The sequence below is a fragment of the Pseudomonas sp. AC247 genome (assembly GCF_979258015.1).
In genome coordinates, this window is the sequence record NZ_OZ409829.1 from 707,284 (window position 1) to 723,029 (window position 15,746).

The window sequence follows — 15,746 nt, forward strand, 5'->3', positions numbered from 1 at the left end:
GGCATGGCACCGGGCTGTTCGTTGAAAAGATCGCAGCCTTCGGCAGCTCCTACATGGAACATCTGTAGGAGCTGCCGAAGGCTGCGATCTTTTCTGCCCAACACGGATTTCACAGGCGCGGCGCCGGGATCTGGTCGAGCAGTTGCAGCAACACCTGATCGACTTGCAAGCCTTCGATGTCCAGCTCCGGAGCGATGCGCACGCGATGGCGCAGCACGGCCAGCGCGCAGCCCTTGATATCGTCGGGAATCACGAACTCGCCGCCGCGCAGCAACGCGCGGGCACGGGCGCAGCGTACCAGCGCAATCGAGGCGCGCGGCCCGGCACCCAGGGTCAGCCCCGGCCAGGTGCGGGTGCTGCGTGCCAGCCGAACGGCGTAATCGAGCACCTGATCATCCATCGGCAGATCACTGGCAATGCGTTGCAGGGCTTGCACATCCTTGGCTTGCAACACCGTGCGCAGGGGTTGCACATCGAGCATGTCAGCGCGGGTCGAGCGACTGACCTGACGCACCATGTTCAGCTCTTGTTCGGCGTCGGGGTAATCCATGCGCACTTTGAGCATGAACCGGTCGAGCTCGGCTTCGGGCAGGGGGTAGGTGCCTTCCTGTTCGATCGGGTTCTGCGTTGCCAACACCATGAACGGTTGCGCGATCGGCAGGGCGCGACCTTCAAGCGTCACCTGGCGCTCCTGCATCGCTTCGAGCAATGCCGCCTGGGTTTTCGCCGGGGCGCGGTTGATCTCGTCGGCCAGCAGCAGGTTGGTGAACAGCGGGCCTTTGCGCAGTTTGAACTGCTCGGTCTGCAGGTCGTACACGGCGTGGCCGGTAACGTCGCTGGGCATCAGGTCCGGGGTGAACTGGATACGCGCGAACTCGCCACCAAAGCAACGCGCCAATGCGCGCACCAGCAAGGTTTTACCCAGCCCTGGCACGCCTTCGAGCAGCACGTGGCCGCCAGCAATCAACGCCGTGAGCACGTCGTCGATCACCTGATTCTGGCCGATCAGGGCTTTCTGCAATTCGCTGCGAACCGCCTGCGCCAGTTGACTGGCGCGCTGGCGTTGCTGGGCGGCGTGGCTGGCGCTGCCGGGCTCGGTCTGTTCATTCATAGCGTGTTCCTCAAGGTTTGCAGGTGGGCGACCTGACGGCAGAACTCGGCGCTGGACAAACGCTGGTTCGCAACCGGGCTCAGGGCCTGGCTGATGGCACGGGTCGGCTGGCGGGTCAGGCGTGACAGCGCCAGCCATTGTTCGGCGACATTCAATCGATCAAATCCGGGGTGACGGCGTCGAGCGCGGCGCAACACGTCCTGTTGCAGCGCTTGCAGCAATGCTTGCTGACCATTGTGGCGCAGGACGAAATCGGCGCTGGCGCGCAGATGCTCCTGCAACCGTCGCCGCCCGCTCGGGGCCGGCGCCTGGAGCGGGCCATGACGCACGCCGACATGCCACAGCCACAGGCCGATCAAGGCGAGCAGGGCGACGATGGCCTGCGGGAAGTAGCGCCAAAGCAAGGTCAGCAACCCGTCGTGTTCAGTGTTGTAGATCAACGTGACGTCGGTGTCGGCGCTCAGGTACCAGAGCAGCCAGGCATTGTCGTATTGGCTGATGGTTTTGTTCTTCCACAACTCGGCGTCGGTGACCACGGTGATCGAGCCGAGGCTGTAGGGCAGTTGCATCATGTGCGTGGCCTTGGCGCTGTTGGCCCAGGCCTGCGCGAGATCTTTCGGGTCGTCGAGGTGGAAGTCGGTGTCGAAACCGGCATAGGCCGGTGCGTCTTCATCTTCCAGATAGAGCTTGGTCAATTGCGGGAAGCGCTCTGGCTCCTGATCGTTGGGCGGCTCCTTGAGGTCTTTGCTCAGCGACTGATGCAGTTGCACCCGATCGAGCAACAGATCGTTGCTCTGGCGGGTCTGCTCGTCCCATATCGACTCGGCGACAAACACCAGCCGCCCACCGGCGCGCGTCCAGTTGAGGACTTGCTCGACTTGACGCGGGGTCATGCGTGAACGGTCGTTGAACAACAGCAGCGTGTGTCGACGTGGGTCGATGTCGGGGAGTATGGCGAGGCTTTCGGCGTGGCTGACGTTGAGGCCGCGTTGCTGTAAGAACAGCTCTGCCGCCAGATACGGATTGGCCTGCACGGCAGGCGAGGGGCCATGATCGACTTCTTCCTGATAAGGCTTGGCCTTGAGGAACAGAAAAACGCTCAACGCGACAAGCAGCGTACCGATCAGCGCGCCGGTCCACCACAGTGAACGCCGGTTCAAGACCGGGCCCCGTGACCGAACAGGGCGCGCCAGCCATCGCACAATTGCTGTTGCAGATGCGCCGCCGGGATTCGATGCCCGTAGGCCATGTTCTGCCAATGAGTGGTCAGTTCGCGGCTGAATGCGAGCAACTCCGGGCGCTGCAATTGTTCAACGCGCGCCAGCACCTGATGTTCGGTGTCGGCGGGTTTCAAGGTCAGCGCAAAGTCATGCAGCAGGTGGCTGAGCAGACCGCGATAGAGCAGGCTCAGCGCCGCGCGGGGCTGGGTTTGCCAGAGTTGTTCGGCGCGGGTGGCGATGTCGTCGGGCAGGGTGTCGCGGTTCAAATCCAGGCCGAAGGCTTGTTGCGGCAGCGCTCGCTTGGGTTTGGCCAGCAGGGACGGGCGGCGGCTGACGAAGGCTCGCAGAAATTCACGGTAATACCAGATCAGCCAGCCGAGCAAGGCAATCACCGTGCCCCACAGCAGCACCTCGATCAGCTTGGCCAGCGTGTTGAAATGCTGACCCTCGAGCCATCCCAGCAGCGTCTTCAGCCACTGCGGTGCTTCACCGGGCTCTGAATCCTTGGCTGGCGCTGCCGGGTCTTCGCCAAAACGGTAGCGGGTGACGGACTCCTTGTTCTTGAACGGCGGCTGTTCGAGCAGGGCCTTGATGCTGTCGCGCGAGGCCTGGCTGGTCAGCGGCTGATTCAACAAGCGCGGAGCATCGGGACCGCTGTCAGCTTCGGCCGCCCACACCGAGGGCACGTTCGGCAATATCAGACACACCGCCAGCAGCAGACCCAGCACAGCGTTGTTCAGGCGTTGGCGCAAGCGACGGAACACCAGTTCGATGTCCCAGGCTTCCAGGTGCGTGCGGCGGTTCAGATAAAGGCTGAACCCGCAGGCGACGTAGATCGGCTCCCACACCACCAGCACCAGCGCATAGAAAGCATTGGTCAGGTGCTCCAGCCAGCGCCAGTCGTGATCCGCCGCAAGAATCAGCGATTGCCAGTCCCAATCGGTTTCAATCGGCTGCGGCAGGAGCATGTAGAACAGCACCATCAAGCCGATCCACAACGCCGTTTCCAGATGCACGCCGATGATCGTCAGCCATTGCGCAGCGCCCGCGTTGCGCTGCAACAGCACGGTTACCCGTTGCTGTCGCGCGTTGCCATCGAGGCCCTCAAGTTGCATCACTGGCATCAGAAAGCTGCGGCTCAGACTCAGCCGGCGCCAGGTCAGGCTGGCCAGCAATTGAGGTTTGAGCAGCCGTGGCCACTCGCGCAGCGCTTGCTTGAGCGTCGGTGTTTCGCCGAACAGTGCTTTGGAAAGGATGTACAGCGGCAGGCGTTCGTAGGCTGGTTTCAACCACCAGAAAATAAACACCGCCAGCGACGGAGAATCCCACAGCAGCAGACTGAGCACGGCAAACAGCGGCAGGGTGACGATGGCCCAACTGGTCATCAACAGACGTCGGTGCTGCTGAGACATCAGCACGCCGAGATCCATGGCTTCCCAGTTCGTGCGTGGACGGATCACCACCGTGGCGTCACTCAGGCGCATGGCGATTCCTTCCGGCGAACAACAGATAGGTCGCGACCACTAACCAGAGCCCGGCGCCGACCAGGTATTTGGTCAGCGGGGCGACACTGGTTTTCGACGACCAATAGGCCTCGATGAACGCCGCGATCAGCAGAAACACCATCACTCCGCAGACCAGCAACACGCTTTTGCGCGCCGCGCGTTTCAAGGCTTCGGCGCGGGTCAGGCGCCGGGGGGCAATCAGCGCCCAACCGAGTTTCAGGCCGGCCGCGCCGGCGAGGGCAATCGCCGTCAGTTCGAAGGCGCCATGGCCGATGACGAACGGCCAGAAGGTCTGGCCGAAACCGATCTCGGTCAGGTGCCCGGCGACCGCGCCGATCACCAGCCCGTTGTAGAACAGAAAGAACGCGCTGCCGATGCCCATCAGCAATCCGCTGGCGAAGGTCTGGAAGGCGATGCCGATGTTGTGCATCACGTAGTAACCGAACATCACCCAGTCTTCGCTGGCCGCGCGCTCGGCGGGACGACCGAGGTGGCCGGCGACGGGGTCGTACATGCCTTGCATCTCGCGCACCTGTTCGGCGGGGATCAGGTTGTAAACCAGCTCGGGAAACCCATACACCAACACACCAACACCGATCAGACTGCCGAAAAACAACAGCGCCGCGACCAGCACAAAAGGCCATTCGGCGCGCACCAGTCGCGGAAAACCGGCGAGGATAAAGCTCAGCAGATTGGCCCCGAGACGACTGCGATGGCGATACAACTGCTGATGCCCGCGCAACACTTGCTGTTGCAACGAGTCGATGAGGAAACTGCTGTAACCGCGCTCCTGCGCCAACGCCAGGTGCTGGCAAAGTCGGCGATAGGCTTTGGGGAAAGCGCTGACCTGCGAGGTGTCCTTGCCGCGTTCAAGACGTTCGAGGGCCAGCGCGAAACGCTCCCATTCGGCCTTGTGGCGACTTTCGAAGAGGCTTTGCTTCATGTCGGGCCCAACAAGCCGCGTGCGATGCCGTTGAGTTCCGTCACGGCTTTGGGCGCGGAGATATGCAGCGGCTGGGCGAGCAGGGCGGCCAGTTCATTGACCCGCGCTGCTGACAATTCGCCCTGACGTTCGGCAAACCCGAGCACCGCGCGTTGTTCGCTGAGGGTCAGCACAACGGGTGAACGGCGCGGTTCGGCCTCGGGCAGTTGCGGGCGGGTCAGCTTGCGTTCGCTGTAGACCACCAGCGTGCCGGCGGCAATGTCGCCGAGGCGTTTGAACGTCGGATGATGCAGGCAACTGAGGGTGCCGAGAAAGTAACCGAACGGCAGCAGATCGACGAAGCGCAGCAGGTTGCGCAGCAACGAAGCCGACCAGCCCACCGGTGTGCCGTCATCGTGGACCACGCGCAGGCCCATCCACTGTTTACCAGGCGACTGGCCCTGACGCAGCACTTCAAACAGCACCATGTACCACCAGCTGATGGCGAACAGCAGCAACGAACCGAGACCCAGCCCCAGCTTGCCGAGGAACGCCAGTGCGATAAACAGCACGCCCGCGATTACACCGCGAATGCCCAGATCGATCGCGAACGCCACAGACCGCACCATCAATCCGGCCGGACGCAGGGGCAGGTCGATGCCTTCCGGCGTTTCGACCTGATGCCGCGTATCCAGCGGCGGGGCCAGCGGTGCTTTCCTTGGCGGTGCTGTGGTCTCGAGCATGGGCTACCTGATGTTCGCCTGTTCGGGGTGCAAGTGCGTCCGATGCTAGCAGCCTCTCGGGGGGAAACGACATCACTATGTATTGCACCGCGTGTGAGGCAACGTGCAGAAATGACGCGAGGCTGGCCGCGACAAGGGTTGAGCGCCTAGACTTTGCCGATCTTCAGTTCAGGAACCGCCCGTGACTTCAATCTTCTGGTACGACTACGAAACCACTGGCATCAATCCGCGTAACGACCGCCCGCTGCAGGTCGCCGGGATTCGCACTGACCATGAGCTCAACGAAATCGACGCGCCGGTCAACCTCTACTGCCAGCCCAGCGAAGACATCCTGCCGCACCCGGCGGCCTGTGCAATTACCGGCATCACCCCCAGCCAGCTCGCCGAAAAAGGTTTGAGCGAGGCCGATTTCATGACCCGCGTACACGCGCAACTGGCCGCGCCCGGCACCTGCGGCGCGGGTTACAACACCTTGCGTTTCGACGACGAAATGACGCGTTACAGCCTGTATCGAAACTTCTTCGATCCCTACGCCCGGGAATGGCAGGGTGGCAACAGTCGCTGGGATCTGATCGATGTGGTGCGCGCCGCGTACGCATTGCGCCCGGACGGCCTGGTCTGGCCGACCGATGACGAGGGCCGCGTCACCCTCAAGCTTGAACGCCTGACCGCCGCCAACAACATCGATCACGGTCATGCCCACGAAGCGTTATCCGATGTGCGCGCGACCATCGCGCTGGCCAGACTGATTCGCGAGAAACAGCCGAAGCTCTATGACTGGCTGTTTCAATTGCGCAGCAAACAGAAGGTCATGGATCAGATTCGTCTGTTGCAGCCGCTGGTGCATATTTCCGGGCGCTTCTCGGCGGCGCGCAGTTACGTCGGCGTGGTCATGCCGTTGGCCTGGCACCCGAAAAACCGCAATGCGCTGATTGTCTGCGACTTGCACCTCGACCCGCAGGGCTTGCTCGACCTGGATGCGCAAACCCTGCGCCAGCGCCTTTACACGCGCCGCGACGATTTGCTCGAAGGCGAATTGCCGGTACCGCTCAAGCTGATTCACATCAATCGTTGCCCGGTGGTGGCACCGTTGTCGGTGTTGCGCGCCGAAGATCAGCAGCGACTGGGTCTGGACATGGCGCTTTATCAGGCGCGAGCACTGCGACTAACTGACGCACAACAAGTTTGGAAAGATAAAGTGGCGGCGATTTATGCCAGCGAAGATTTCACCCCCAGCGAAGATCCGGAACAACAGTTGTACGACGGATTTATCGGTGATCGCGACCGCCGTCTATGTGAGCAAGTGAGAGCGTCCGATCCGGCACAATTAGCGCAAGAGCAATGGCCTTTCGATGATGAACGTTTGCCTGAATTACTCTTTCGATATCGAGCGCGTAACTTTCCCGATACGTTGAATTCTGAAGAGCAAGAGCGCTGGAGAATATTTTGCCAGCAGCGTTTGTCGGTGCCTGAATGGGGGGCGCCGAATACCCTGACATCATTTATCAACACGGCCGAGCAATGGCTGCTTAGTGCGACGCCGATGCAGAGCGCGGTGATCAATGAATGGCAGAATTATGTCCAGGCATTACGCAAACGTTTGGATCTTTGAAATCGAACATGCCCGGCATAAATGTCGGGCATAAAAAAACGCCAGCATTGGCTGGCGTTTTTTTTCGTCACCGATCAATCAGCGACGGGCGTTGCGGCTTAGCCCAGCAGGGTAGCCCAGCCTTCAACCACGTCACCGCCCCACTTGGCTTTCCACTCTTTCAGAGTTTTGTGGTTGCCACCTTTGGTTTCGATGACTTCGCCGTTGTGCGGGTTTTTGTATTGTTTAACTTTGCGAGCACGCTTGGTGCCGGTTGTTTTTACTGCGCCGCCGCGTGGTGCTTTGGTTTTCGACTCTGGGTCCAGCAGCGCGATGATGTCACGCAGCGACTTGGAGTATTCGCCCATCAGGGTGCGCAGTTTGCCTTCGAATTCCAGCTCGGTTTGCAGTTTGTCGTCTTGCGACAGGTTCTTCAAACGGGCTTGCAGCTCTTTGATAGCTTCTTCGGTGGCGCGATATTCGTTGATCAAGGACATGAGAACTACCTTATGTGGAGGTGTTGAATGGCAGGGGACAGTGCCGCAATAATAGTCAGGCTGTTTCATCAAGTAAACATTTAACCGGAGTTTTTATTTAAATTAGTTACGATTAATAGGCATGAATTGATTGTTCCGTTAAATAGTGTGATGCAGTCATCACAGATATTCACAAAGATCTGTTGATGCGGCGCCATTAGAGCGCCATCACGTTGACGTTTATCCCCGTCAAAAAGCCGTATCGTCAGCCCAAACCCACCCGTGCGCCGATCAATACTGCAGTTTTCCCGCGCAGTCGCTAGAATGGCGGCCTTTGCGAAGTTCTGGAGTCTTCCCCTCATGCGCACTTTTCGTCTGGTGATTTCTTGCCCGGACCGCGTTGGCATCGTTGCCAAAGTCAGTAATTTTCTGGCAGCCCACAATGGCTGGATCACCGAAGCGAGCCACCACTCGGATAATCAGGTGGGCTGGTTCTTCATGCGTCACGAAATTCGTGCCGACTCGCTGCCATTCGGTATTGAAGTGTTGCGCGAGAAGTTTGCACCGATCGCTGAAGAGTTCTCGATGGACTGGCGCATCACCGACACCGAGCAGAAAAAGCGCGTTGTATTGATGGCCAGCCGCGAATCCCACTGCCTGGCGGACTTGCTGCACCGCTGGCACAGCGATGAGCTGGATTGCGAAATCTCCTGCGTGATCTCCAACCACGACGACCTGCGCAGCATGGTCGAGTGGCACGGCATCCCTTATTACCATGTGCCGGTCAATCCGCAGGACAAGCAACCGGCCTTCGATGAAGTGTCGCGTCTGGTCAAACAGCACGACGCCGAAGTGGTGGTGCTGGCGCGCTACATGCAAATCCTGCCGCCGGACATGTGCCGCGAATATGCACACAAGGTCATCAACATTCACCACAGCTTCCTGCCGTCGTTCGTCGGCGCCAAGCCGTACCACCAGGCTTCCCTGCGTGGCGTGAAACTGATCGGCGCGACCTGCCACTACGTGACCGAAGAGCTGGATGCCGGCCCGATCATCGAGCAGGACGTGGTACGTGTCAGCCACAGCGACAGCATCGAAGACATGGTGCGTTTCGGCCGTGACGTCGAGAAGATGGTGCTGGCTCGTGGCCTGCGTTATCACCTCGAAGATCGCGTGCTGGTGCACGGCAACAAGACCGTGGTGTTCTGATCGAACGCCCGCAGGCTTGAAAAACCAAGGGTCTGGGCGTTCAATCGTCCAGACCCTTTGTCATTTCTGCTTTGAGGAAAAGCCATGACCGATCCACTGGACAAAGCCACTTCCAAAGCACCGGCGACGTTGGGCGAGGGTTGTTTGAGTCGCTACGACCCGGAGGACATGAGCCCGGAGGATGGCACCGAGTTTCCCGGTGCAGCTGAATTGTGGGAACAACTCAAACCGGAGTCTGATGATGAAACGGTGGATGCCTGAAAAGATCGCAGCCTTCGGCAGCTCCTACATTGAACCCTTATCCCTGTAGGAGCTGCCGAAGGCTGCGATCTTTTAAGCTTGACGCACTTTCATCAGTTTCCTCAGCAACGGCCGCCCCAGCATCAACAAAAACACCGGTCCCCCTACTACCAGATAAAAGTAATACGTCACCACCCGCCAGATCAGAATCGCCGCTGCTGCCGTCGATTTCCCCACCATCGGCGCCAACAGGGCCGCCGAGGTCAATTCCGCCGCCCCCGCGCCCCCTGGCAACAGACTGAACTGCCCGGCGCCGAGCGAAAGCATCTGCACCAGAAAACTCCACGCCCACTGCAAGTCTGCGCCCAGCCCGCGCAGGGCCAGATACAGCACGCTGTAGCGCAGCAGCCAATGCACGCAGGTCAGGGCGAACACCTTGGCCAGGGTTTGCCAGGGCAATTTCAACGTGTCGGTAAACGCGGCGAGAAAGTGCAGCAGTTTGCGCGCCCAACGGCGACGGGTACCGGCCTTGACGTTCATCCTCGCTAACAGACGACCGCTCAGACGGATCAGGGCGCGGTGGTAACGTGCCAGCAACACGCAACTGAACAGGCCGCCAAACAACGACACGGCGCTGACCATCAGCAGCCATTCCAGGCGATCGCTGAGGTGCTGGAACAGCGCGTAAATCAGAATCCCGCTCAACGCGCAGAGAAAGAACAGCAAATCGCTGAGCTGGTCCATGGCAAACACCGCACTGCCACGCGCCGGACGTACGCCGCTGCGCGCCAGTAACGCCATGATCGTCAGCGGCCCGCCACTGCCGCCGGGTGTGGCGCAATAGGCGAACTCAGCGGCCATGACCACGCCGAGACTTTTCAGTGGCGTGACGCGCTCGCACTGATCGCCGAGCAACAAGCGTAAACGCAAGGTATTGATGCCCCAGCAAAGCAGGATCATGCCGAACATGACCAGCAGCCAGTGCAGCGGAAAGCTTTGCAGACGCGCCCAGATTTCGCCGCCGCCCAGCACCACCGGGATCAGCACTGCCGCGAGCAAGCCGATCAGTAACAGAATGCCGCGACTCATGCGACGTGTTCCAGTTGACCGCGCTGTTGTGCCAGCCAGTTGATTTTGCTCATCGGTACGCGTCCATCCGCCAGCAGTTGTTGAAGAGTGTGCAGCCAATAATCACGGGAAAAACGGTGACGCATGTCCACGGGGTGCAAGCCTAGCCGAATCACCGGCGCCTGGCGCCAGCGCTGCTGCCGCTGATCGCTGAGCATTTTTGACAGGCCTCGACGCCAGGCACTGCGGGCGCTCCAGACCAGACCGGGGGCCGCTATGGGGGTGAAGTCCGGCAGACGATAAAGATGTTGCGGGTCGCTGGTGTAACTCAGCGGCAATTGGCGCAAGGCTTGGCGGGTGCCGTCGCTCATCAGCCAGGCCGGGGCGACGAAACCGTGCAGTGGCCAGTTGTGGCGCTGGAACATTTCGACACCGGCGCGCAGGCGGGTCAGGGCGGCGTCGTGGGACAACCGATAGAACTCGCCTTCGTGGGTATAAACGCGGCGCATGAACCAGTCTCGCGGGGTGTGCGGGCCGGGTTCCTGATCGTCATGGTAATAACCGTGCAGCGCCAGTTCATCACCGCGTGCCACGCGTTCGCTGAGCATTCGAGAAAACGCCGGATGAGCGTCGAGCGTGTCGTGGCGGTGGAAGTCCGGCACGACCAGCCACGTCATCGGCACGTTGCCCAGGGCGTCGATCGCTTCGACAAACGGCTGGTAATCCGCCCACGTCGAAGGTGCTACATCGTGCAGCACCAGCAACACGGCGGGTGTGGCGAGGGGCTCAGCCATTGGCAACTCTGGGCAACGAATCACCGAGCACGGCGTGATAGTGACCCAGCAGGCTGTCCACTACCGTGTCCCAGGCGTAATGCTGTTCGACATGTTGGCGGGCTTGCTGGCCAAGCCGGGTGTTGCCACGACTGAATAGCTCACGCACCGCATTGGCCATGGCTTGCGGGTTGTTCGGCGTGCAAAGCAGGCCGCACGATTCATTGACGATTTCGGTAAACGCGCCAGCCGCCACGGCCACCACCGGAATGCCGCAGGCCATGGCTTCAAGAATCACCAGGCCGAAGGTTTCCTGATCGCCGGCATGCAGCAACGCATCGGCACTGGCCATCAATTGCGCGACCCGTGGGGCCGGGCAGAACTCATCGATGACACTGACGTTGTCCGGCACCACGGCGGGCATCGACGAGCCAACCAGCAACAGGTGATAACGCGGGCCCAGCCGCTGCATGCATTTGAGCAGCACCGGCAGGTTTTTCTCTTTCGAGCCTCGTCCAGCGAAGATCAGCAGGCGCGTGTCTTCGGCGAGGCCCAATTCGGCGCGCAGATTGCGGTCGCCAGCGTGCGGATGAAAAGTTTGCAAATCGACGCCCAGCGGTTGCACGAAGACATTGCGTACGCCGAGGCTGCTGAGCTTGTCGGCCATGACTTGGCTTGGCGCCAGCACTCGATCGAAATTGCCGTAGAGCTTGGTGACGTAGGCTTCGACATTCGGCGTGAGCCAATGGCCCATGCGATTGCGGACCAGCAGCGGCAGGTCCGAGTGATAGAAACCGATCACCGGCACGTCGAGTTGCCGGCGCGCATCAAGTGCGGCCCAGGCGGTGAGGTACGGATCGCCGACTTCGATCAGATCGGGCTGTAAATCCTGCAGGACGTTTCGCCATGGCGCGAGCCGCAGCGGGAAGCGATAGCCCTTGCCGAAGGGCAGGGCGGGGGCGGGAACCGTGTAAACGCCGTCGTCTTCGCCGAAATGCGCACCGGGGATCAACAGGCTGTGACGAATGCCAGGCTTAAAGCCGAGGCGACGATGTTTGGCATCCAGATACGTCCGTACGCCACCGCTGGCCGGGGCGTAGAACATGGTGATGTCGGCGATGTGCACGGTGATCAACCCTCCGCTGCGTGGTTCTCCCTTGGTTGACCTTTATCCAGAATAGATGTTCGGTCGGGATTACAACGGGGGGGGCAGATGCAAAAAGATCGCAGCCTGCGGCAGCGCCTACATTCGAATCCCGGTAGGCGCTGTCGCAGGCTGCGATCTTTCAATCTTAGATGCGGAAACTACCCACCAACTGCTTCAACCGCGAAGCCTGCTGCTCCAGATCCGAGCAAGCCCGCAACGTCGCCTGCAGGTTCTCCACGCCTTCCTGGTTCAGCGTGTTGATCTCGGTGATATCAACGTTGATCGACTCGACAACGGCAGTCTGCTCTTCAGTCGCCGTGGCCACCGACTGGTTCATCCCGTCGATTTCGCCAATGCGCTGCGTCACGCTGTTCAAGCGTTCCCCGGCAAGGTTGGCGATCTCCACGCTGTCCTGACTGTGGCGCTGGCTGTCGCTCATGGTACTCACCGATTCACGGGCGCCCACTTGCAGCTCCTCGATCATTGTCTGCACCTGTTGCGCAGATTCCTGGGTGCGGTGCGCGAGGTTACGGACTTCATCCGCGACTACCGCGAAACCACGGCCAGCCTCACCGGCACGCGCCGCTTCAATCGCCGCGTTGAGCGCCAGCAGGTTGGTTTGCTGGGAAATGCTGGTGATGACTTCAAGAATCTGACCGATGTTCACGGTTTTGCTGTTCAGCGACTCGATGTTGCTGCTCGACGCGCTGAGCATGCTCGACAGCTGGTTCATTGCCTTGATGCTGCGATCCACCACTTGCTGGCCGTCTTCTGCCAGGCCGCGAGCATCGCTGGCCTGATTCGAAGCCTGGGCGGCGTTGCGGGCGATTTCCTGCGCGGCGGCGCCGAGCTGATTGATCGCGGCGGCCACGCTGCTGGTGCGCGAAGCTTGTTGATCGGAGTTGTACATCGACGAGTTCGACGCGGCGACCACGCGCAGCGCCACTTCGTTGACCTGGCCGGTGGCTGACGACACTTCGCGAATCGAACTGTGGATACGCTCGACGAAACGGTTGAAAGCGGTACCCAGAATGCCGAATTCATCGTTATTGACGATGGTCAGGCGTTTGGTCAGGTCGCCTTCACCGTCGGCGATGTCTTCCATGGCGCGGGTCATCACGTGCAGCGGCTGGATCAGCAGGCGGATCAGCATGCCGAGCAACGCGATGATGATCGCCACGGCGATGATTGTCGCAATCACTGCCGAGGTGCGGAACTCGCTGAGCATCGCGAACGCCTGGTCTTTATCAACCGACAAACCGATGTACCAGTTCACCGAAGGCAGGCCTTTGATTGGCGCGAAGGTGACGATGCGGGTCTTGCCATCAACGGTGACTTCACTGAAATCGCTGCTGATGCGCGGGGTGTCCTGTGGATAGGCTTCCTTGAGTGATTTCATCACCAGGGCCTTGTCCGGGTGCACGAGGATCTTGCCGTCGGCGCTGACCAGGAACACATAACCCATGCCGTCGAAATCGCGGGCGGCGAGGGTATCGACCAGCGATTGCAGGCTCAAGTCGCCGCCGACCACGCCGACGCTCTGACCGGCCTTTTTCGAGGCGGTGGCGATGGAGATGATCAGTTGCCCGGTGGCGGCGTCGATGTACGGTTCGGTCAGGGTCGAGGTGCTGCTGCTCTCGGCACCTTTATACCAAGGGCGCACGCGCGGATCGAAACCGTCTGGCATTTTCGTGTCCGGGCGAATGGTGAAGTGCCCGGTGGCATCGCCCAGATAGGTGGCCATGAACGTCGAGGTCAGGGTCTTCTGTTCCAGCAGGCTGGCGACGTTGGCCGGTTCCGGGTTGATGGCGATGTTCTGGGCGGCGTTTTCGATCAGCAGAATGCGACCGCTGAGCCAGGTCTGGATGTTGCCGGCGGTGACCTCGCCCATTTCGTTGAGGTAGTTGTTCAGGTCATCGCGGATCGCGTTGCGCTGTAGCCAGTCGTTGTACAGCGTAAACGAGGCGAAGGCGGCGATGACGATGAGGGCGGCGGCAAGCAAAATTTTATGGCTGAAGCGCAGATTTTTGTTCATGGCTTGGGGTTCCGCTAAGGTCTTAATGTCCTGGGCGTGCTTTTATAAAGGCGCGCAATATGGGCAAAGGTGAATGCAAACTGATATTTCCGACTCTCCTTAGGGAAATGTCCGACCGACTTTTCAGTCAGGTTCACGCTTTATCTATCGGCCAAAGTGAATCAAAGATTAACCATGGGTGACAAAATGCCTGACTCATCGCAACTCGTAATCGGCGCCGATCTCACCGCGCAACCGATTGGTCAGGCCATGCGCCTGGCGAACCGCCACGGCCTGATCGCCGGCGCGACCGGTACCGGTAAAACCGTGACCTTGCAGCGTCTGGCCGAAGCGTTCAGCGACGCCGGTGTCGCGGTTTTCGCCGCTGACATCAAGGGTGACCTGTGTGGCCTCGGTGCTGCCGGCAACCCGCAGGGCAAGGTCGCCGAGCGCATCGCCGGGATGCCGTGGCTCGACTACAAGGCGCAGGCGTATCCGGTGACCTTGTGGGACATCCACGGTCAGTCCGGTCATCCATTGCGCACGACGTTGAGTGAAATGGGGCCGCTGTTGATCGGCAGCCTGCTGGAACTCACCGACAGCCAACAGGCGGCGTTGTATGCCGCTTTTAAAGTGGCCGATCGCGAAGGGTTGTTGCTGCTGGACCTGAAAGACCTGAAGGCGCTGCTCAATCACCTCAAGGACAACCCGCAAATGCTCGGCGAGGACGCCGCGCTGATGACTACCGGTTCCAGTCAGGCGCTGCTGCGCCGTCTGGCGACGCTGGAACAGCAGGGCGCCGAAGCCCTGTTCGGCGAACCGGCGCTGCAATTGGAAGATATTTTGCAGCCGGCGGCCGATGGGCGTGGACGGATTCATCTGCTCGATGCCAGTCGTCTGGTGCATGAGGCGCCAAAGGTCTACGCAACGTTTTTGCTGTGGCTGCTGGCGGAGTTGTTCGAACAGCTGCCGGAGCGCGGCGATGCCGACAAACCGCTGCTGGCATTGTTTTTCGATGAAGCGCATTTGTTGTTTGGCGATACGCCCAAGGCCTTGCAAGAGCGCCTGGAACAAGTGGTGCGGTTGATTCGTTCGAAAGGCGTTGGCGTGTATTTCGTCACGCAATCGCCGGCGGACTTGCCGGATGATGTGCTGGCGCAACTGGGCCTGCGCGTGCAGCACGGCTTGCGCGCATTCACCGCCAAGGAGCAGAAATCCCTGCGTGCAGTGGCGGACGGCTTCCGGCCGAATCCGGCGTTCGACACGTTGTCGGTGCTGACCGAGTTGGGCATCGGCGAGGCATTGGTCGGCACGCTGGCCGAGAAGGGCACGCCGGAGATGGTTCAGCGTGTGCTGGTGGCACCGCCGCAATCGCGGATCGGGCCGCTGACGGAAACCGAGCATACGCTGCTGATCGCCGGGTCGCCGTTCAAGGGGCGCTATGACAAGCCGATCGATCGTGAATCGGCGTATGAAATACTCATGGGCCGTAAAGGCCTGGCGCCTGAGGCCGAAACCGCCGACGCAAAACCCGCGCCTGAAGAGCCAAGCCTGGCCGACAGGGCCGGAGAATTCCTCGGCACAGCCGCCGGCCAGGCACTGAAATCCGCCATGCGCCAGGCCGCCAACAATTTGGGCAAACAACTGGTACGCGGCCTGATGGGCTCTTTATTAGGCGGCAGCAAACGCCGCTGAAAGTAAAGATCGCAGCCTGCGGCAGCTCCTAC

Annotated in this window: 14 protein-coding genes and 1 pseudogene; 4 read left to right on the forward strand and 11 right to left on the reverse strand. The window is 60.6% G+C overall.

The window, feature by feature from the left end:
- Nucleotides 1-109: 109 nt before the first annotated feature.
- From ACZZ0B_RS03365 to ACZZ0B_RS03385, 5 genes are read right to left on the reverse strand one after another with little or no spacing between them, the layout of a single operon-like run.
- Nucleotides 110-1,111, reverse strand: coding sequence for an AAA family ATPase (locus ACZZ0B_RS03365; RefSeq protein ID WP_008080411.1), 1,002 nt, complete (start codon nucleotides 1,109-1,111; stop codon nucleotides 110-112).
- A complete protein-coding gene (locus ACZZ0B_RS03370) occupies nucleotides 1,108-2,271 on the reverse strand; it encodes a DUF4350 domain-containing protein (protein WP_463544373.1) in 1,164 nt (387 codons plus the stop codon). The genes ACZZ0B_RS03365 and ACZZ0B_RS03370 overlap by 4 nt, the downstream gene beginning before the upstream one ends.
- Nucleotides 2,268-3,815, reverse strand: a complete 1,548-nt coding sequence (locus ACZZ0B_RS03375) for a DUF4129 domain-containing protein (RefSeq protein ID WP_463544374.1) — start codon at nucleotides 3,813-3,815, stop codon at nucleotides 2,268-2,270. Before ACZZ0B_RS03375 ends, ACZZ0B_RS03370 begins: the two co-directional genes overlap by 4 nt.
- Entirely contained in the window at nucleotides 3,802-4,779 is a 978-nt protein-coding gene (locus tag ACZZ0B_RS03380; protein ID WP_463544375.1) for a stage II sporulation protein M, read from the reverse strand. The genes ACZZ0B_RS03375 and ACZZ0B_RS03380 overlap by 14 nt, the downstream gene beginning before the upstream one ends.
- Nucleotides 4,776-5,501 carry an RDD family protein gene (locus tag ACZZ0B_RS03385; protein WP_008080403.1) on the reverse strand — a complete coding sequence of 242 codons (726 nt, stop codon included), beginning with the start codon at nucleotides 5,499-5,501 and terminating at the stop codon, nucleotides 4,776-4,778. Before ACZZ0B_RS03385 ends, ACZZ0B_RS03380 begins: the two co-directional genes overlap by 4 nt.
- 181 nt (nucleotides 5,502-5,682) lie before the next feature.
- Between ACZZ0B_RS03385 and sbcB the strand changes: the two genes are divergently transcribed.
- On the forward strand, nucleotides 5,683-7,113 hold the full coding sequence (gene sbcB / locus ACZZ0B_RS03390; protein WP_440094605.1) for an exodeoxyribonuclease I: 1,431 nt from the start codon (nucleotides 5,683-5,685) through the stop codon (nucleotides 7,111-7,113).
- A gap of 98 nt (nucleotides 7,114-7,211) precedes the next feature.
- On the opposite strand, the gene mvaT is transcribed toward sbcB, so the two are convergent.
- Nucleotides 7,212-7,589: a histone-like nucleoid-structuring protein MvaT gene (mvaT, locus tag ACZZ0B_RS03395; protein WP_007933316.1), complete on the reverse strand. Its 378-nt coding sequence runs from the start codon at nucleotides 7,587-7,589 to the stop codon at nucleotides 7,212-7,214.
- Nucleotides 7,590-7,928: 339 nt separating this feature from the next.
- Between mvaT and purU the strand changes: the two genes are divergently transcribed.
- Nucleotides 7,929-8,777 (forward strand): formyltetrahydrofolate deformylase, encoded by an 849-nt coding sequence (gene purU, locus ACZZ0B_RS03400; protein ID WP_007912774.1) that lies wholly within the window; start codon nucleotides 7,929-7,931, stop codon nucleotides 8,775-8,777.
- Nucleotides 8,778-8,861: 84 nt separating this feature from the next.
- The gene (locus ACZZ0B_RS03405; protein ID WP_008080399.1) at nucleotides 8,862-9,038 is read left to right on the forward strand and encodes a hypothetical protein; all 177 of its coding nucleotides are present in this window, start codon (nucleotides 8,862-8,864) and stop codon (nucleotides 9,036-9,038) included.
- Between the two features lie 72 nt (nucleotides 9,039-9,110).
- Here ACZZ0B_RS03405 and ACZZ0B_RS03410 read toward each other — a convergent pair whose 3' ends face one another.
- The 5 genes and pseudogenes from ACZZ0B_RS03410 to ACZZ0B_RS03430 form a co-directional block, all read right to left on the reverse strand.
- The gene (locus ACZZ0B_RS03410) at nucleotides 9,111-10,106 is read right to left on the reverse strand and encodes a lysylphosphatidylglycerol synthase transmembrane domain-containing protein (protein WP_008080397.1); all 996 of its coding nucleotides are present in this window, start codon (nucleotides 10,104-10,106) and stop codon (nucleotides 9,111-9,113) included.
- Nucleotides 10,103-10,879, reverse strand: a complete 777-nt coding sequence (locus ACZZ0B_RS03415; protein ID WP_463544376.1) for a DUF2334 domain-containing protein — start codon at nucleotides 10,877-10,879, stop codon at nucleotides 10,103-10,105. Before ACZZ0B_RS03415 ends, ACZZ0B_RS03410 begins: the two co-directional genes overlap by 4 nt.
- Nucleotides 10,872-11,984 (reverse strand): glycosyltransferase family 4 protein, encoded by a 1,113-nt coding sequence (locus ACZZ0B_RS03420; RefSeq protein WP_463544377.1) that lies wholly within the window; start codon nucleotides 11,982-11,984, stop codon nucleotides 10,872-10,874. The genes ACZZ0B_RS03415 and ACZZ0B_RS03420 overlap by 8 nt, the downstream gene beginning before the upstream one ends.
- A 166-nt stretch (nucleotides 11,985-12,150) precedes the next feature.
- On the reverse strand, nucleotides 12,151-12,915 hold the full coding sequence (locus ACZZ0B_RS03425; protein ID WP_371043227.1) for a methyl-accepting chemotaxis protein: 765 nt from the start codon (nucleotides 12,913-12,915) through the stop codon (nucleotides 12,151-12,153).
- Nucleotides 12,916-13,008: 93 nt separating this feature from the next.
- Nucleotides 13,009-14,040: pseudogene (locus ACZZ0B_RS03430) on the reverse strand (HAMP domain-containing protein); the annotation flags it as partial.
- Between the two features lie 186 nt (nucleotides 14,041-14,226).
- Between ACZZ0B_RS03430 and ACZZ0B_RS03435 the strand changes: the two are divergent.
- Nucleotides 14,227-15,714, forward strand: a complete 1,488-nt coding sequence (locus ACZZ0B_RS03435; protein ID WP_463544378.1) for a helicase HerA-like domain-containing protein — start codon at nucleotides 14,227-14,229, stop codon at nucleotides 15,712-15,714.
- The last annotated feature ends 32 nt before the right edge of the window (nucleotides 15,715-15,746 follow it).